Here is an 18,756-nt window from a genome sequence, read left to right on the forward strand (position 1 = left end):
GATTGATTTTGTAAAATTATATAAATTAAAAATTAAAATAAAAAAATTGCATTTTATTTAACTTACGATAGTAAACAACAAATGGATTTATCAATAATAATAATTAACTACAATACGAGTAAATATACTATAAATTGTATAGAGAGTATTGTAAACACTATTTCTGATAGCGTTAGTTACGAAATAATTCTTGTTGATAATTGTTCTGAAATTACTGATCTCCAAAACTTAGAAGAGCAAATAAAAAAATACAATCACTTAAAGTTAATTAAAAATCCAACAAATAGTGGTTTTGGTGGTGGAAATACAGTTGGATCATCTGAAGCTAATGGAAAGTTTTTAGCCTTTGTTAATAACGACACTCTTCTACAAAACGATTGTTTTTCTATTTTAATTAATGCAATGGAATCAAATCCTAGTTATGGCGTTTGTAGTCCACAATCATTTAAAGAAAATGGTGATTTTTTACCTACAATTGATCATTTTACTTCACCGAGTAAAGAATTATTTGGAAGAGCTTTTCTAGAATTTATAAACCCAAAAAGATATCCAAAAAGAAAACAAATATATTCTAAACCTCAAAGAGGTCAATTTGTTAGCGGAAGTTTTATGGTATTTAGAAAAGAAGATTTTGATAAAATTGGAGGATTTGACACTAAAATCTTCTTATACCAAGAGGAAACAGATATTTGCAAAAGATTATTAAAAATTAACAAATACGCTTATTTAATTCCGGAAGCTAAATTTATTCATTTTCACGGCGCTAGTACAAAAAAATCGATTGCTATAAAGACGGAATTAAAACTTTCAACACTTTACGTTATCAAAAAACATTATGGTTGGTGGGCTCATAAATTAATTTTATTGTTTTTCATAGTAAAATATTTTATCCGAAGTTTTTTTAAACCTGAATATTGGAATATTTTCAAAGTTTTAATAAAAGGTGGTCAATTGAATCATTCGCTTCTAAAAAAATAATTAAAATTTAAAATGAAAAAAAGTATTGTTTTTGTTAGTAACAGTCTTCCAACATTCGATAAAGATTCAGGAGCTAATCGATTAAAAGAGATTATTGAAGAGTTTCTTAACGCTAATTTTGAATGCTATTTTCTAACTAACGAAAACGATTCTAGAAGTAAATATTGGTGTTATTTCTCCGAGATTGGTGTTGCAATATTAAATGTTTCAGAAATTGAGAAAATTCAATCTTTAAAAAATGTTGACTATGTTTGGTTTAATGGTCCGAATTCATTTAAAAAAAATCTGAATTTTGTTTCTCAGCATTTACCTAAATCAAAAATCATCTATGATATGGTAGATGTTCATTTTTTACGATACAAAAGATCACTACTATTAAATCCGTTTAAAATTTCGGATTACAAAAGGTATTTCAAATACAAAAAAATTGAAACTAAATTAATTCAGAATGCCTCAATTGTTGTTGCAATTTCTGAGAAAGAAAAAGAATTAATTAGTAAATATGTATCGCCAGAAAAAGTAATTACTATTTCAAACATTCATTATCCAAAAGTTAGTAAAGCTGAAATTCCAACTTTTAGCCAAAGACAAAATATTTTATTTATAGGTTCAAAACACACCCCAAATATTGATGCTATTTACTTTCTTTACAATGAAGTTATGCCTAAAGTTTGGAAAACTAATAAAGATATAAAAGTGCAAATTATTGGAGATGTTGCTGAAGAAATCAAAGGAATTTCACATCCCATGTTTGAATTTTTAGGTTATGTTCCGAATGTTGAATCTTACTTTTTGAATAGTAAATTAATGGTTGCTCCTTTGCGATATGGTGCAGGTGTAAAAGGTAAAATTGGTCAAGCATTTGAATATTATTTACCCGTTATCACAACAGATATTGGTGCAGAAGGGATGAATTTAACAAATAATCATCATGCCATAATAACCAACCATTCTACTGAATTTGCCAATAAAATTATTGAACTTTATGAAAACGAAGAGCTTTGGCAAAAATTAAGCAATGCGAGTGAAGATAGTTTAAAACCATTTTCAAAAGAACATTTGCGAAATGTAATTCGATCTATTTAAAAACGTTATCTAACGCTGAATAAACCGATTCTACTGATAAATAATTGACAAAGAAATTTTTAGACAATGTTTGTTGTTGCTGGTAAAAGTATTCATCCGTTAGCATCTGTTCAATATATTTTGCAAAAATTGCAGCATCTTCTGTTACTAAACATCCATTATTAGTTTTGTTTATTAATCCATCAATTCCTCTTGGATTACAAACAACAGGCAAACCAAAAGAAAGCGCTTCAACCACTTTAATTTTAAGTCCAGTCCCAGATAACATTGGACAAATTGCGACTCTTGATTCGCTGTAAACTTGATTCAAATCTTCAACAAAATGCATTTTAGTAACATTTGGAAGTTCAGGAATATGTTCATTTATCTTTCCAACAACGCAGATTGACAGATTAGGATTTAATTTAGGATAAACTTCTTCAAAAAACCATTTTGCCGATTTCACATTGTGTTCATTACTACTAGCAACATAAACCAAATCATATTTTTTTGTACTATTCAATTGAAATTTAGCTTCCAAAGTATGTGGAATCGTGATTACATCACTTGAAACAAATTGCGAAAAAATATAATTTTCATCTGAGGAAATGACCCAAACTTTTTGAAACAAATTCAATAATTCAATTTCTTTGTTAAAATACTTACCCAAGTTAAATCGCTTTTGATTTTGAAACTGCGAAGTCAAAAAATCATGAGTATCAATTATTAGCTTAGCATTTTTTAAATGTTTATTTTTTCTAATTAATTCAGCCCAATAAGCATACGAAATAACAATGTAATCATATTGATTGTCTTTCAAAATTTTTGAAAACTGTGTTTTATGACCAAATCTTGTTCTATCAAAATCTCTAATTCTTCCTTTTAATTTGTTTGGGATTGCATAGGAAAACAAGTAAGCAAAAGTTTTAGAAATACGTTTATCTTTTTTTAAAAGAAAGCCATTATCTATCAAATCAGCTTTTTTAATTGATTCTAAATCAACTTCAGAAAATGACTTTGAAGCAATTCCTATATAATCAATTTCATGATTCTTACTTTTGAAATATTGTAGCAAAGCAAATGCTCTGGCATTATTTCCTTGATTTAAAACAAACGGATTTTCAGGATAGAAATAAAGTATTTTCATTAGGCGTTTACATATTTTTAATTAAACTACATTCAATAAATTTAGTATCATTTGTAAAATAAATGTAAATATAATAATTGTTAATTTTAGAACTCAACACGAGTATTTAATATTTAAAAATAATGATATATTTGTTCGATTAAAATAGTGCATAATATGAAACCATCTATTTCGATTATTGTCCCTTGTTTTAATGGAGAATCATTTATAAAAAACACAATAAGCTCAATAAAACATCAAACCTTTGGCGAATGGGAATGTATAATAATTGATGATGGAAGTAAAGATAAGAGTAAAAAAATTATTAATGATGAAATAAATAACGATAATAGGTTTCATTTTGTTTCTCAAGAAAATAAAGGACTATCAAGCACAAGAAATTACGGAATTAATCTCGCAAAGGGTGATTATATATTCTTTTTAGATTCAGATGATAGTATGCCCGAAAATGCTTTGACTGACTTATTTCATGTTATTGAATCAAATAAAAACATCGATATTGTTGTTGGTCAAACTCTTTGCACAAATGGTCAAGAATTTAAACCAGTTAGCCATCTTTTAAATGAATGGCCAAAAAATAAATTACTTCATAATGTTGAAGATAATTTAATTGAATATATGATTGAAAAAAGCACAACTTGTATTGCGCAAAATCGTTTGTATCGTTTGAATTTTTTAAAAAATAATGATTTGCTCTTTTACAATGGTATTTTGCATGAAGATGTATTATGGTATTTTGAAACTATGTTATTAGCTAATACTTTTTTTTGTTCAGAAAAAACAACTTACTATTATAATATAAATAATAACACCGCAATAACAAAAAACATTAAACAAAAGAACATTTTTGATTACATAACGATAATTGAACAAATTTATGAAAAGTACTATCTAAAATGTAATAACAAAAAAACAAAGGACTTGATTGGAGTATATATCATTTTTTTAAAAATTCAAATGCTGGAATTAATTAATCGATGTGCTAATCTTGACAAAAAAGAAACATTTGATAAAATAAAAACTTGCTTTAACAAAACAATCGTAGAAAGAAAGGTTGTTAAACTAAATAAGAAAATTGAAAAAAAAATTTTTATCTTTAATTATATTATAAATTATAAAAATGAAAAATCAGTTTTTCTATTAAACTTTTATGGCAATAGAAATTTTATTTTAAAATTACTTTTTAAAGTATATAAATTTATTTTTCAAAATTCATTCAATAAAATAAACAACAACTATTATAAAATAGCATAATTTAAAATATTTATCTATTTTCACTCAGAACAAAAAATAAAAAACTTAAGCATGAAGGAAGCTTTATTAAAATATGATTTTACAGATAACGGATTAAACATTGGTGATTACATTCAAAGTTTAGCTGCTAAACAATTTTTAAACAACCAAGATCCTATTTTAATTAGTAGAGAAGCTTTAAATGAATACGATGGAGAACAAGTGAAACTAATAATGAATGGTTGGTTTCTAATGAATGGAGAAAACTTTCCTCCATCAGAAAAAATAACGCCTTTATTAGTTTCGCATCACATCAATACTTCTGTTCATTCCCATTTTAGAAAAGAAGAAGTTGTCAATTTTTATAAAAAAAACGAACCTGTTGGATGTAGAGACTACTTTACTTTAGAGTTTTTAGAAAGTTTAGGAGTAAAATGTTATTACACAGGTTGTCTTACCTTAACATTATCAGAAAAATATAGTTCAAACGAAAAAAACGATAATATTTACTTTGTTGATCCAAGATATAAAAAAGCGAGAGGTTTGGTAGATCAATTAATTCGTTTGTATTTATTGATAACAAAATTTAATACTATTAGTGTTATTCGTTCCAGATACATAAGATATAATAACAAAAAAAGTTGGAGAAAAACTTTAGATTTTTATCGTTCATTTTCACAACTATTTGATGATGAAGTTTTAAAAAAAGCTATCTATGTAAAACATTACATGCCTGCTAATAAATTTAATAATGATACCGAAATATTTACTTATGGTGAAGAATTATTAAGAAAATATGCTTCGGCAAAATATGTAGTTACATCTAGAATTCACTGCGCCTTACCAAGTTTATCTTTAGGAACTCCTACGTTGTATATTGACATTCCAAACGACCACAACGTAAGTTCTTGTAGACTAAATGGAATTAAAGAATTTTTCCACATTATCCATACAAACGGAAATAGATTATCTTGTGATTTATTAAAAAATGGCCAAAAATTTAATTTAAAATCAGCATTTAAAAATAAAGATGATTTTAAAGTTATAAGAGATAACATTAAAGAAACAGCAATTAACTTTATGAAAAAATAAAATTTAAAATGGATAGATTATAGCTTTTTACAAGATATTTTTCACTTTCCAATATAGCCATTTATTTCTCATTTTATTTTTTAATCGTTTTATTTTAAATGTTTTACTAGGAAAATTTGCATTTATTTCATTAAATAATGAACTTATATGTAGTATTTTTTCTTTCTCTTCTTTTTGATTTTCAAAAACATAAAATTCAATATCGTTTTTAATTTCTGAATCAATTTCTAGCCAAAAAGCATATTCTCTAAAACCGAATGATGAATTAGTTAGCTGTTTAATAATAAAATTATATACATCCTTGTCAACATTAAATCCAAAATCATTTGGGTTTTTGTTTTTTAAAATTAATGAGATAATCATTCTTAAACATTTTGCACATTTTCCACAATTTAAACCAGAAAAATTATGTTTATAACAAACCCTTAATGGAAATGTTTTATGCAAACTATCAACATGTTTAATAACAAATTCTGTTTTTTGAAATCTATTAAACTCTTGTCCGTCATGAGTTACGGTTGTATTTCCAAATTTTATATGATTATCTAATTTAGAAGAACCCCAAATCATATCTTCTTTTTCATTAAGACTAGAAGCAATAAAAACATTTGAAAAACCATAATAATAGGCTAAAGGTGCTGTTGAAGCGGTTAAAACAATACCAAATTGCACCATAGTCCACCAATCTACATAATTAAAGTAAATTAATTTTTCTATGTGACGGGTATGAAAATCACGAAAATTAGAAGCAATAAAATGCACTGGCAACCCAGTCAACAAAGAATTTTCATGATAAGAATTCCTTATCAAGTCCATTTTCTCAACGTTTCCTAATTCAATATCAGAACCTTGAATAGTAATTAAATCTAATTTTTTTTCTTTATGTTTTAAAAAAGTAGTCCAAGCATCTAAACCTCCGCTAAAAAGCATTGCCTCTTTATCAACAGCATAAGTGTTCTTTATACTTTTATTTACGATTAAATTTGAATTTTTTGCTAAAATTACAACATGTTCTTCTGCAAAACCTTTTTTTAAAATTTCTAAACATTCTAAAAAATTATCATCAATTTCATCAATTATAATGGTACATCCCGAAAACCAAGAAATAGTAATAAAATTAGCCAACCAAGGAATAGCTAAAATACTTTTAGGAATAGCACTTACCTCAAAATCATAAGTAACATATAACTTTTCTTTATTTTTAAAATAAATCTTTAAATCTGAACTATAACTGTAGTCATAAATTACTTTATTATTTTCTACCTTAATATCGTGAAGTTGAATTGTTGATTTTTTCATTATTTTAAATACTTCTTGTAAGTTTCAAAGATAGAGATTACAATATTAAAATTTATAAATTAATAAAATTCAAATCATTTCTAAATACAAGAATATCTAAAAAAGTACAATTCATCATTCAAGTAATAATAATAAAATATTTTTGATGAATATGTTTGTTTGTAATCGTAAATTTGTGAACAATTTTAGCACTTAGTTTTTTTTGAAATTTTATTTGAAATAGAAAAAAATATGAATAGATTTTTTTACCTAAATATTTGGGTAAAAAAATTAAAATTTGAATAATTACCTTTATTATTTATTAAAGACAATTTTAAAATGAGAGACATAAACACCGAAGTACACAACGCATTTGAAGTCATTAAAAATGGCGGCATTATTTTATATCCAACAGATACTGTTTGGGGAATTGGTTGCGATGCTACAAATGAAGAAGCCGTAAAAAAAATCTATGCTTTAAAACAACGCGAAGAAACCAAAAGCATGATTGTTTTAATGAACGGAGAACGCATGATGTACAATGTTTTCAAAGAAATTCCTGAAGTAGCTTGGCAAATTTTAGATTTATCAGAAAAACCAACAACTTTAATTTTAGATAACCCTAGAAATGTAGCCAAAAATATCGTTGCCGAAGATAATACTTTAGGTGTTCGTATTGTAACCGAGCCTTTCTGTTTTAAACTTATGGAACGTATGAAAAAACCGTTAGTTTCTACTTCAGCAAATATATCGGGAATGTTTACACCAAAAACTTTCAAAGAAATTAGTCCCGAAATTATAAAAGGTGTCGACTATGTAGTAAATTTGCACCAGGATAAAGTTTGCAAAAATCCTTCTACGATAATTAAATTAGGTTTAGATAGCCGAGTAAAAGTGATTCGCAAATAAAAAAGCACCGCTGATTCCCAGATTAAAACAATATTATGGATGATTTTTTATATAAAGACAAAACTTACCAAATTATTGGAGTTCTATTTGAAGTTCATAAAAATTTAGGAAAAGGATTTTCTGAAATTGTATATAAAGACGCCATTGAATTTGAGTTTCAACAAGCAAACATTCCATACGAAAGAGAAAAAGAATACGTAGTAAACTATAAAAATACTGTATTGAAACATAAATTTTATGCTGATTTTGTAGTTTTTAACGAAATAATATTAGAAATAAAAACTGTTGATTGTTTTAACAATGCTCATTACAATCAATGTTTAAATTATTTGAAAGTTTCAGGAAATGAATTAGCACTTTTAGTTAATTTTAATTCTGTATCACTTGAACACAAAAGAGTTGTACTTTCAAAAAAATAAAAATCTGCGAATCTGCGGTATCATCATGAATTACAAACAACATTTAGAACATAACATCTTCAAAATCATTTCACAAGCAGCACAAGAACTTAACTTGGAATGCTATGTGATTGGTGGTTTTGTTCGCGATATTTTACTTAAACGAGACCATAAAAAAGACATCGATATTGTTGCTGTTGGTAGCGGAATTGAATTGGCATTAAAGGTTTCTCAACTCATTCCGTTTCATCCAAAAGTTCAGGTTTTCAAAAACTATGGAACAGCGATGTTGCGTTACGATGACATTGATGTGGAGTTTGTGGGTGCTCGAAAAGAATCGTACACACACGACAGCCGAAATCCATTAGTAGAAAACGGCACTTTGAAAGATGACCAAGAAAGAAGAGATTTTACGATAAATGCATTAGCTTTTTCATTGAATTCTGAAAGCTTTGGAGATTTAGTTGATCCTTTTAATGGCGTGGAAGATTTGAAAAAGAAAATCATCAAAACACCTTTAAACCCAGATATTACCTATTCCGATGACCCGTTGCGAATGATGCGAGCGATTCGTTTTGCTACTCAATTAAATTTTGAAATAGAATCAGAATCATTAGAAGCGATTTCAAAAAATAAAGATAGAATCAACATTATTTCAGGCGAACGAATTGTAGATGAATTGCATAAAATTCTAGCTTCTGAAAAACCTTCGATTGGATTTTTACATTTGTATCAAACTGGTTTATTAGATATTATTTTACCAGAATTAACGGCTTTAAATAATGTAGAGGAAGTGGAAGGTCATACGCACAAAAACAATTTTTACCACACACTAGAAGTTGTCGATAATATTTGCCCGAATACTGAAGATGTTTGGTTACGTTGGTCGGCATTATTACACGACATTGGTAAAGCTCCAACCAAAAGATTCAACAAAAAACAAGGTTGGACGTTTCATGGACATGAATTTTTAGGTGGGAAAATGGTCAAAAAAATATTTGAGCGTTTGCACATGCCTTTGAATCACAAGATGAAATTCGTTCAAAAAATGGTGATGATGAGTTCGCGCCCAATCGTAATTGCAGAAGATATTGTTACCGATAGTGCAGTTCGTCGCTTGGTTTTTGATGCAGGTGAAGATATTGATAGTTTAATGACTTTATGTAAAGCGGATATCACCACAAAAAATCCAAAGAAATTTCAGAAATACCATAAAAACTTCGACATTGTTAAAGAAAAAATTGTAGAAGTAGAGGAAAAAGACCGCGTTCGTGTGTTTCAACCACCAATTTCAGGAGAAGAAATCATGGAATTATTTGGTTTACAACCTTGTAGAGAAATTGGAGTTTTGAAAGAAGCAGTTAAAGAAGCAATTTTAGAAGGCGAAATTCCAAATGAATATGAAGCGGCTAAGGATTTTGTCTTAAACAAAGCTTCAAAAATGGGATTAAAAAAAGTATAAAAATTATAATCTGTTAAAGCACTTTTCAAATGCGCATTATGTAAATTTGAAGTGCTTTTTGAATATCAAAAAAATGAAAACAAATAAATCAGTTATTTACTGGCTACTTTCGGGATGTGTTTTGTTATTTATCATGGTAACTGTTGGTGGAATTACTCGTTTAACCAACTCAGGTCTATCCATGACCGATTGGCATTTAATCAACGACACCTTCCCTCCTATGAGTGAAGAAAAATGGGTTAAAGCCTTTGAAGAATACAAGAAATTTCCAGAATATCAAAAAGTAAATCAGTACAAAGATTTTCAATTAGACGATTACAAATTCATCTTCTTTTGGGAATGGTTTCACCGTTTTATTGGTCGCATTATTGGTGTGGTTTTCATTATTCCTTTCGTTTACTTTTTAATTAAGAAAAAATTAGATAACGAAACCATTAAAAAATGTTTCATTCTATTAGGAATGGGTGCTTTTCAAGGATTTTTAGGCTGGTTCATGGTAGCTAGCGGTTTAAAAGACATGCCAGATGTAAGTCACTTCAGATTAGCGATTCACTTAACGTTTGCTTTTATTACGTTTGCTTACACACTTTGGGTGGCTTTAGATTTAATTTATCCAGAAAGAAAATTACCAGTTTTAGAATTACGAAAAATTGCTCGTATTGCTTTAGTAATTCTAATCATTCAAATTATTTATGGAGGTTTTGTTGCTGGATTAAATGCAGGATTAATTCACAATCATTGGCCTTTAATGAGCGATGGACAATTTTTCCATGAAAGCATTCAACTAGAACAATCGAATTTACTTTTATCATTCACAGAAGGAAAAAGCGGTGTACAATTCATTCATAGAACTTTTGCTTATGTTGTAGTTTTTTCAATCATTTATTTATTCATAAAAAGTAGAAAAATTACATTAGACAAAACACAAGATAACGGAGTTAAAACGTTGTTAGTTTTTGTATTTATACAATTCATTTTAGGAATTTTTACCTTGCTATTCCATGTACCGCTTTGGTTAGGATTAGCACATCAAATTATGGCTTTCTTTTTATTAACTGCCATGACGTTTACATTGCATAGATTCACAAAATAAGGTTACCGACTATATTGTCACAGTTCTTTGTTATTAATTTTAAATGTCTAAATTAAATGCTTCGGATAAATTTTTAGATTTATCTGACTACGGAAGATCTTTTGGAAGGTTTTTCGCACTTCAACTAAAAGAAACACGATTTACACCTATTCATGTAACGCTTTTATTTGGAATTTCCGGCTTACTTGCAATTTATTGTATTTTAAACCAATCCTATTTCGCTGCTGCTTTTTTTATCGTTTTAAAATCAGGAATTGATGCTGCTGATGGAGAATTAGCACGATTAAAAAACACGCCTTCTTACGTGGGAAGATATTTAGATAGCGTATTTGATATTATCTTGAATTTTCTTTTTCTGATGTCAATTTGCTATGTTTCTAAAACTTCTGTTTGGCTGGCATTACTTGCTTTTATTAGCATTCAATTACAAGGAACGCTTTACAATTATTACTATGTAATTTTGAGAAATAAATCAGTTGGAGGCGATGCAACGAGTAAAATTTTCGAATACAAAACCCCAAAAGCTTTACCTGGTGAAACACAACAAGCAGTTAATATTTTATTTGGAATCTACACTTTAGTATATAGCATATTCGATAAAATTATTCACTTCTTAGATGCTGATGCTTATAAAGTAAAAACATTTCCCAATTGGTTTATGACTTCTCTTTCGCTTTACGGATTAGGTTTTCAATTATTAATAATTGCGTTCATGTTACCTTTAGGATGGATTGAATTCATCGCTCCATTCTTTATCATTTACTCTTTGTTGATTTTTGTTCTGATTGGAATTCGAAAAACATGTATACATTAATTCTAAAAACAAAAAAAGTGAAACATTACATTTCACTCTTTCTAATAATATATCTAGAATTTATTTTTTTACCTTAATAGAACAACCAATTGCTTTTGTAGTATTTGGTGTTGGTTCTTGCCCTTTTTCCAAAGCTGCAATGGCGTTTTCTAAATATTTTTCTTTCACTTCAGAAGCATCTTCTACATTATCATCGATAGCACCAATATATTTCACAACTAAATTCTTATCTAATAAAAATACGTGAGGTGTTTTCGTAGCGCCATATTGCGGATAAATTTTCTGACCTTCATCAAACAAATAAGGAAATGAAAACTTCTTTTCTTTAGCACGTTCTTGCATTAATTCAAAACTATCTTCAGGTTGTGCTGCAGGATCATTTGGATTGATTGCCAATAAAATATATCCTTTTGATTTGTATTTCTTAGCTAAATCAATAATTCTGTCTTCATACTTAACAGCAAACGGACAATGATTACAAGTAAACACCACGATAAAACCTTTCGCATCTTTATAATCGGCCATGCTGTACATTTTATTGTCAACCGATTTTAATTTGAAATCGGTAGCCTTATCTCCTACTTTATATCCTGTAGGATTAGTAAAACTCATTAAAACGAACATTAATAAGGCAAAAAATCCAATTCTTTTCATAGTAATTAATTTATTTTAGTTAGTGATTCATTTACAAACTGATTTAATTCTTCAAACGAGGCAAATTCTTGTTCTACAAAAACACCTTTATTTCCATTGATAATCCAAGTAGCCGGAATAGAACCCGACCAATTTTCATCTACTTTTGATATCCAATTGTTGAATTTTTTATCCGCCATGTAGGTGGTTACAAAAGTGTAATTTTTCTTTTTCAAAAATGGTTTCAATTTACTTTCTACTTGTTTTTCAAAATCTAAACTTACGGTTACAACTTTTATATTTGGATTTTCCTGATGTAATTTTTGAAAATATGGTAATTCTTTCACACATGGCGCACACCAAGTGGCCCAAAAGTTAACTACCAAAGGTTTATCCGAATTATTTTGAATATAAGCATTCAATTCGTCAAAGTTTTGAAACGTAATCAAGTCTTGAGCTTTCGCTGAAAAACTCAAAAAGAATAACGAAAATGCAATAAAACGAAAATATCTCATCTACTTTTTTATCAAAAATAGTGAGATATTTATTTTGTTAGCTGTTAATTAACAATTCTTTATCAACCCAATTAAAGACAAATTCAATTAATTCAATTTTATTAAGAATGTAACATTTTGGCAATTCAATCGTTTTATTATTGAACCAAATGGAATTGTATGAAAAGTATTAAAATCGTTTTTGCTCTTTTATTTCTTTTATCGATAAATATTGCAAATCCATGTAGTATGTACAAAGTGACCAAAAATGGAAAAACCATGGTGGGTTGTAATGAAGACGCTTGGAGAACAACTTCTCATATTTGGTTTGAAATTGGGAACAAAAAAGCTCCTTTTGGTGCTGCTTTTACAGGTTCGCGTTTTGATGGAAAAAATGGTTATGCACCACAATCTGGAATGAATGAACACGGACTGATATTTTCAAGATTAGCATCATATCATCCTGAAAGCAAAAATTTTAATTTCAAAAACCGTCTAAAAATAACCAATCCAACCCAATATCTAAAAGATATTCTTCACACTTGCAAAACAGTTGAAGATGTAAAAAAATATATTGAAAAATACGATTACAGTTACTTTATTGAAGACGTTTTCATCTATATAGATGCATCTGGAAAATACATTGTGGTAGAACCTTACAAAATTATTTTAGGAAATGAGGCAAGTTATGTTTTGTCTAATTTTTGTCCATCTATAACGTCAAAAGAAGATGCTTCTAAATTAGAACGCTATCAAAATGGTGTTTTGTTTTTAAATAACAAAATTGAAACCGATTTAGAGTTTTGCCGAAAATTATCCGACACCATGCATGTTTGCAGAGAAAAAATTGGCGACGGAACACTATTAACGTCTATTTGGGATAACACTTGCGGAACCGTGAATTTATACTTCTATCATAAATATGACAAAACTATTCAATTCAATATTAAAGATGAATTAGCTAAGGGAAATCACATTCTAAAAGTCGATTCTTTATTTCCAAAAAATGATGAATTTGAAAAACTAGCTTCGTATCAAATACCTCATAACAATGATATTTTACGTCTATTTTTAGTGTTTTGCGGATTATTCTTTTTTATGAGTTCGGTTTACTTTTTACTAAATTATTTAAAAAATAGAAAAACCGATAAGTTCAACAGTATAAAATTACTTTTAATTCCGTTTGGACTCATTTTATTTTACTACATGTATGTTTTAAATACAACTGTGAATATTTTCTATTTTGCTTCACCTTATAAAAGTTCATATAACTCACTTATAAGCTTGACTTCTTATTTACCCTATTTACTTTTAGTAATTATCATTCCACTAATTCGATTCAATTTAAAACTGATCAAAGAAAAACTTTGGAATAATTTTGCATTAGTTACAATAAGTTTAAACAGTTTATTGTATCTAATTTTAATTGGATTTTTTGTGTACTGGCGTTTTTATTTTAATTTTTAATGAAATCATATAATCATTAAATTATAAGATAAATCTCAAAAAAAATATTCAACTTATTGAAATATTTATATATTTGTTTTTAGTCAATACCTAAAATTAAAGCCAACATGAAAATTTTATTTTATCTCTTATTGATACTTCCACTTTTATTATTTTCACAAAATAACCCCAAACCAAATTTTAAAAAAATAGAACTAGAAACATTTAATAAATCTTCTAAATTTTATTACCAAACTTTAGAAAATAAGTTCCACAGCAAAGATTCTATATTAACAAAAGAAGAATATCATTATTTTTTATATGGTAGTCCATTTCAAAATAAAAAAACAAATCGTAAAGAAGAAGAACTTGAACTAGATAGTATTTCATATCTATTAGAAAATAAAATACCTGATTTTGATAAATTATTATCATTATCAAGCAGACTAATTAAAAAGAACCCCTTCAATATCGATTTATACTTATTAAATGAAAATATTTACGAAGCAAAAGGATTAAAAATTGAAGCCGCCAGAAACAAAGCTGTTTTTAGCTCATTAATGGAAACTATAAAAAACTCTGGTGATGGAAAAACAGCCGAAACAGCATACTATTTAATTCCTGAGTTTAATATAAATACAAATTATCATGCCGAAGGATATGCGTTAAAAAATAACACAAGAATAAACAATGATGTATACAAATTAGATTTTGAAAAAAACGACGGTACAAAATTACCTGTATTTATAAAATATAGTAAAGAAGTAGAAGAAATAGTTGAATCTAGAACTGTTAACGAACAATTTGTGACTGGTAAATGGAAAGTTACCAAAATTATAACTGAAAAAAAATTGAACGAACAAGATAAAGTTTTAATGGATATTTTTAATGATGCGATTTTTACTTTTTCTGCCGACAAAAAATTTACCTTTTCTTCAAAAATTAAAAATGCAGTTATCCAAAAAGGATTATTAGGTGAACTTAATGGGAAAAAGTGGAAATTTAATAAAGTAAATAAACGTATTTCTATTGGTACTGAACAAGATAAATACACAATAATGGGTTTAAAAACGATCTATTTAACTGAACAATTCTACTTTATAATTGATGATTTTAATCAATTTTTGTTGCAAGTCGAAAGAGTGGATTAGAATCAACCAATCCACTCCTTAAAATCACTTACGCGTTCTCTAGCTACAATTACCTCATCGTCTTTGTAAGTTGGTAAAATGATTTTTAATCTTGAATTCGAATACACCTGAATTTCTTTAACGGCTTTCAACGGAACTATGAATTTTCGGCTTACGCGATAAAAATCTTTTGGATTGATTTCGGTTTCTACAACTTCTAAAGTGGAATCGATTAAATAATCGCGATTGTCTAAAGTGTGAATATAAGTTCCTTTGTTTTCGCTGTAAAAACATTCTACTTCTTCAATTGAAATCACTTTTAATTGTTGGCCAATTTTCACCGAAAAACGCTTTTTATATTCCTTTTCCACAGGATTAACTAACATGCGCTTAATCGCTTCAAAATCTAATGAAATATTTTGCGCTTGATTTCTGGCTTTGAACTTATTGACTGCGATTTCTAGATCTTCTTCATCTATTGGTTTCAATAAATAATCTATACTATTTAACTTAAAAGCTCGCAAAGCATATTCATCATAAGCAGTTGTAAAAATCACAGCACTTTTAATATCGATTTGCTCAAATATCTCAAACGACAAACCATCAGACAATTGAATGTCCAAAAAAATCAAATCAGGATGTGCATTATTTCGAAACCAAGCAATTGATTCTTCTACAGAATGTAACATCGTATTTACTTGCAAACCTAATTTTTCAACTTTACGTTGTAATAATCTTGCAGCTGGTTTTTCGTCTTCAATAATAATGATATTCATACTAATTCCACTGATTTTGATTGTTTTTTTCTTTCTCCATAAACTCCTTTATCTTACGCTCTTCCCAGTTTTGTCCCATAATCCAATTAGGTACAAAAACCGAAAGTCCGTGCGCTAACAAACCAATTCCCCAGAAAAATGCCGTCAAAAAATTCTTAAACTGAAAATAAGTTTCTCCTGGATCTAAATTCTTAACATTAAGAAAAACGATCATTATGTTAACAAAAACATATACAATTGCGTGTGTGTAAAAGCCTTTAATTTTTTTAACTCGTTTTAAAGCTTCTTGATATTTGATTTCGTCTTGTGTGCTCATGATTTCTATTTTTTAATTGGAAATGAAATTATTCCCATTTTGTATTTTTTTCTTTTTCCATTATTTCTTTAATCTTTTTGTCATCCCAATCTTTTCCAAAAAACGGAATGATATTAAAAACGCCAACAGCATGAAAAAATAAACCGATTCCCCAACCTAACATAGGCCAATAAAACCAAATGTGTTTAGGCGAAAAATATAAGTTAATAAAAATCAAAACCGGAATTACAACTACATAACTTGCTAAATGTCCGTAAAAACCTTTTAACTCTTTTACTCTTTCTTTTGCTTTGTTGTATTTTTCTATGTCAAATTGATTTGCTTCCATGATTACTTCCAGTTTTTAGAATTATCGTCTTTATTCATCAATTCGTTTATTTTACGTTCTTCCCACGATTTTCCGTAACCAAATGTTTCTAAAGCGTGAAATGTCAATCCCATTCCCCAACCTAACATTGGAAACCAAAACCACTGAAAATTATTTGAAGATTGTAAATTAATAATTATCAAAACCGGAATTACAATGCAATACGAAATTAAATTGCCATAAAATCCTTTTAATTGTTCTACTTTATCTTTTGCTCTTTGATAAGCTAAGTTTTCGTTGTATATATTTTGTGTTTCCATGATGGTAATTTGTTTGGTTAAAATAGGTAGAAAAATCTTGAATTCTTGCTCGTTTTCTTCTACTAAAACTGTTCTTTTAGTTAATATGGCGTATCGGTTAACGATATTTTGCAATCCAACGCCTTTTCGGTCTGATAATACTTCTTTCTTTTGAAGATTATTTGTTACGACCAACTGATTATTTTCGATACTAATTTTTACATGAAGCGGTTTTGCTTCGCTTACTACATTGTGTTTTATACAGTTTTCTAATAATAATTGTAACGATAACGGAACTACTTTTGCTTCTTCATTATCAAAACCTTCTGGAATTTCAAATGTGATGCTGTTTTCAAATCGCATTTTTAGTAAATTCATATAGGTTTTGGCAAACTTTAATTCTTCTGCTACCGAAACCAATTCTTTATCTTTTTGCTCCAAAACATAGCGATATACTTTGGAAAGCGAAGTTGTGAATTTTTGAGCACTTTCGGGATTTTCTTCGATTAACGAACTCAATACATTCAAACTATTAAACAAAAAATGTGGATCGATTTGATTTTTTAAACTTTCAAACTGTGCAGAAGCCGTTCCTGCAATAATTTTTTGTTCTTTGACTTTGTTTTCTTGATAGGCTTTGTAAAAATAAATCGCATGAATGGCTAAGGTTACAACAAACGTAATTACGACTGAAATAATGTAATTAGAAGGTTTTTCATTCGCTAAAAATTGTTGAATTGTTTGCCCTTCAATTACTACATCTTCTACAATTCGAAGTAAAAAAATTACAAGTACTGAAACAAAAAATGAAAGAGTAAAGCCTAGAACGATTCTATTTCTTGAAAACCTATCCGTTTGATAAACATCATCTAACTTGACAAAAATGATAGCATTGGCATAATAAAGCGTATATCCGTAAAGCATGGTGTAGAAAAATTGCCAAGCTAATCCTTCATTCAACCCCACAGAACCTCCAGAAAGCAATCTTATAATAATTAAAACTACGAATACAACTAACATTATAAAGGTAGCTCTCGGAAACTGTTTTATTAATTTATCAATCATAATTGATTCTATTTACATTTTTTTAATTCAGCCTGCGCTCTATCTAATCCCCAACTTGGATGAAAAGCTGTTTCAGGTTTAAAAGTAGCAAAAAGTTCGATAGATTTTTCAATTTGAGCACACATTGGTTTTGTATCTTGACCAAAATATTGTGCCATTCCAATTTCAAACGAAGCTTTTTGAAACACAACTCTCGGATTTTCAGGAGCAATTTTGTAAGCTTTATTTAAAATATACATCACATCTCCCGATAATTTTTGTCCGTTTGTCATTGGATCATAAACAATCCAAGCGGTGTGAATCATAGCTTGCATTACTAAAACTTCCGGATTATCTTGTGCTAGTTCATTACAAATATCTTGTGCTTTTTGAGCTACTCTTAATAAAGATTCCATTTTTGCTTTGTCTTTCTCACCAAAAGCTTGGGTTGTATTGATAAAAGCAATGTAATAATTAGGTAACCAATTTGTTTTTTCAACCGAAGCAATTCGTTCTAATTGCGCAACCGCTTCTGCTGGTTTTCCTTCTTTCCAAGTTTGTAAAGCTTTGCCCATTCCTTGTTCAAATTGTCCTTGAGCACTTACTACTGAAGCTACAAATAATGCGATGATAGTGATAATTTTTGTCATGATTTCTATTGTTTAATTGTTGAACTTGTTTTTTGTTGTTAAAATTGATTTTAATGTTGTTTTATTTTGATGATTCAAATTTCCGTTAGATTTTATTCTATTAAAACTTATACTTACCGAACTGTTGATTTTTGATGATGAATTGTAGATTTAAGTAATAATTTGTTTTCTTTAATCATCCAACTTCCATCA

General features: G+C 28.2%; 20 protein-coding genes. 11 read left to right on the top strand and 9 right to left on the bottom strand.

Annotated features, from left to right (window positions below):
* The first annotated feature begins 81 nt into the window (after positions 1-81).
* The gene (locus B2741_RS04915) at positions 82-978 is read left to right on the top strand and encodes a glycosyltransferase family 2 protein (RefSeq protein ID WP_291135966.1); all 897 of its coding nucleotides are present in this window, start codon (positions 82-84) and stop codon (positions 976-978) included.
* A gap of 12 nt (positions 979-990) precedes the next feature.
* On the top strand, positions 991-2,064 hold the full coding sequence (locus tag B2741_RS04920; RefSeq protein ID WP_291135968.1) for a glycosyltransferase: 1,074 nt from the start codon (positions 991-993) through the stop codon (positions 2,062-2,064).
* Here the strand turns inward: B2741_RS04920 and B2741_RS04925 are convergent.
* Positions 2,057-3,190: a glycosyltransferase gene (locus B2741_RS04925; RefSeq protein ID WP_291135970.1), complete on the bottom strand. Its 1,134-nt coding sequence runs from the start codon at positions 3,188-3,190 to the stop codon at positions 2,057-2,059. The two genes, B2741_RS04920 and B2741_RS04925, sit on opposite strands and share 8 nt — an antisense overlap.
* A gap of 156 nt (positions 3,191-3,346) precedes the next feature.
* On the opposite strand from B2741_RS04925, the gene B2741_RS04930 reads away from it, so the two are divergent.
* Positions 3,347-4,444, top strand: a complete 1,098-nt coding sequence (locus B2741_RS04930) for a glycosyltransferase family 2 protein (protein WP_291135972.1) — start codon at positions 3,347-3,349, stop codon at positions 4,442-4,444.
* Positions 4,445-4,495: 51 nt separating this feature from the next.
* On the top strand, positions 4,496-5,515 hold the full coding sequence (locus B2741_RS04935; RefSeq protein ID WP_291135974.1) for a polysaccharide pyruvyl transferase family protein: 1,020 nt from the start codon (positions 4,496-4,498) through the stop codon (positions 5,513-5,515).
* A gap of 27 nt (positions 5,516-5,542) precedes the next feature.
* Here the strand turns inward: B2741_RS04935 and B2741_RS04940 are convergent, their stop codons facing one another.
* Entirely contained in the window at positions 5,543-6,814 is a 1,272-nt protein-coding gene (locus B2741_RS04940) for a hypothetical protein (protein WP_291135976.1), read from the bottom strand.
* Between the two features lie 318 nt (positions 6,815-7,132).
* On the opposite strand from B2741_RS04940, the gene B2741_RS04945 reads away from it, so the two are divergent.
* The 5 genes from B2741_RS04945 to B2741_RS04965 all read left to right on the top strand — a co-directional run bounded on the left by B2741_RS04945 (position 7,133) and on the right by B2741_RS04965 (position 11,469).
* Complete coding sequence (locus tag B2741_RS04945) at positions 7,133-7,702, top strand: L-threonylcarbamoyladenylate synthase (protein ID WP_291135978.1); 570 nt, start codon at positions 7,133-7,135, stop codon at positions 7,700-7,702.
* Positions 7,703-7,737: 35 nt separating this feature from the next.
* Complete coding sequence (locus tag B2741_RS04950) at positions 7,738-8,121, top strand: GxxExxY protein (protein WP_291135980.1); 384 nt, start codon at positions 7,738-7,740, stop codon at positions 8,119-8,121.
* Positions 8,122-8,146: 25 nt separating this feature from the next.
* Positions 8,147-9,562 carry a CCA tRNA nucleotidyltransferase gene (locus B2741_RS04955; protein WP_291135982.1) on the top strand — a complete coding sequence of 472 codons (1,416 nt, stop codon included), beginning with the start codon at positions 8,147-8,149 and terminating at the stop codon, positions 9,560-9,562.
* 73 nt (positions 9,563-9,635) lie between these two features.
* Positions 9,636-10,655 (top strand): COX15/CtaA family protein, encoded by a 1,020-nt coding sequence (locus B2741_RS04960; RefSeq protein ID WP_291135984.1) that lies wholly within the window; start codon positions 9,636-9,638, stop codon positions 10,653-10,655.
* A 43-nt stretch (positions 10,656-10,698) separates the two neighbouring features.
* Positions 10,699-11,469: a CDP-alcohol phosphatidyltransferase family protein gene (locus B2741_RS04965; RefSeq protein WP_291135986.1), complete on the top strand. Its 771-nt coding sequence runs from the start codon at positions 10,699-10,701 to the stop codon at positions 11,467-11,469.
* Positions 11,470-11,529: 60 nt separating this feature from the next.
* Here B2741_RS04965 and B2741_RS04970 read toward each other — a convergent pair whose 3' ends face one another.
* Together B2741_RS04970 and B2741_RS04975 are read right to left on the bottom strand one after the other, a co-directional pair.
* The gene (locus B2741_RS04970) at positions 11,530-12,123 is read right to left on the bottom strand and encodes a thioredoxin family protein (RefSeq protein ID WP_291135988.1); all 594 of its coding nucleotides are present in this window, start codon (positions 12,121-12,123) and stop codon (positions 11,530-11,532) included.
* A gap of 5 nt (positions 12,124-12,128) precedes the next feature.
* Positions 12,129-12,617: a TlpA family protein disulfide reductase gene (locus B2741_RS04975; protein ID WP_291135989.1), complete on the bottom strand. Its 489-nt coding sequence runs from the start codon at positions 12,615-12,617 to the stop codon at positions 12,129-12,131.
* 159 nt (positions 12,618-12,776) lie between these two features.
* On the opposite strand from B2741_RS04975, the gene B2741_RS04980 reads away from it, so the two are divergent.
* Together B2741_RS04980 and B2741_RS04985 are read left to right on the top strand one after the other, a co-directional pair.
* Positions 12,777-14,063: a hypothetical protein gene (locus tag B2741_RS04980; RefSeq protein ID WP_291135991.1), complete on the top strand. Its 1,287-nt coding sequence runs from the start codon at positions 12,777-12,779 to the stop codon at positions 14,061-14,063.
* A gap of 107 nt (positions 14,064-14,170) precedes the next feature.
* Positions 14,171-15,193 carry a DUF4919 domain-containing protein gene (locus B2741_RS04985; protein WP_291135993.1) on the top strand — a complete coding sequence of 341 codons (1,023 nt, stop codon included), beginning with the start codon at positions 14,171-14,173 and terminating at the stop codon, positions 15,191-15,193.
* 2 nt (positions 15,194-15,195) lie between these two features.
* Here the strand turns inward: B2741_RS04985 and B2741_RS04990 are convergent, their stop codons facing one another.
* Genes B2741_RS04990 through B2741_RS05010 form a run of 5 tightly spaced genes read right to left on the bottom strand, consistent with a single transcriptional unit; the run spans position 15,196 to position 18,564 of the window.
* Positions 15,196-15,948, bottom strand: a complete 753-nt coding sequence (locus tag B2741_RS04990; protein WP_291135995.1) for a LytR/AlgR family response regulator transcription factor — start codon at positions 15,946-15,948, stop codon at positions 15,196-15,198.
* Position 15,949: 1 nt separating this feature from the next.
* Positions 15,950-16,264, bottom strand: a complete 315-nt coding sequence (locus tag B2741_RS04995) for a 2TM domain-containing protein (protein WP_291135997.1) — start codon at positions 16,262-16,264, stop codon at positions 15,950-15,952.
* 28 nt (positions 16,265-16,292) lie between these two features.
* A complete protein-coding gene (locus B2741_RS05000; RefSeq protein WP_153200192.1) occupies positions 16,293-16,592 on the bottom strand; it encodes a 2TM domain-containing protein in 300 nt (99 codons plus the stop codon).
* Positions 16,593-16,594: 2 nt separating this feature from the next.
* Positions 16,595-17,935 carry a 2TM domain-containing protein gene (locus tag B2741_RS05005; protein ID WP_291136000.1) on the bottom strand — a complete coding sequence of 447 codons (1,341 nt, stop codon included), beginning with the start codon at positions 17,933-17,935 and terminating at the stop codon, positions 16,595-16,597.
* Positions 17,936-17,943: 8 nt separating this feature from the next.
* The gene (locus B2741_RS05010; protein WP_291136002.1) at positions 17,944-18,564 is read right to left on the bottom strand and encodes a hypothetical protein; all 621 of its coding nucleotides are present in this window, start codon (positions 18,562-18,564) and stop codon (positions 17,944-17,946) included.
* Positions 18,565-18,756: the final 192 nt, after the last annotated feature.

Source organism: Flavobacterium sp. UBA7663 (assembly GCF_002483315.1).
GTDB lineage: Bacteria > Bacteroidota > Bacteroidia > Flavobacteriales > Flavobacteriaceae > Flavobacterium.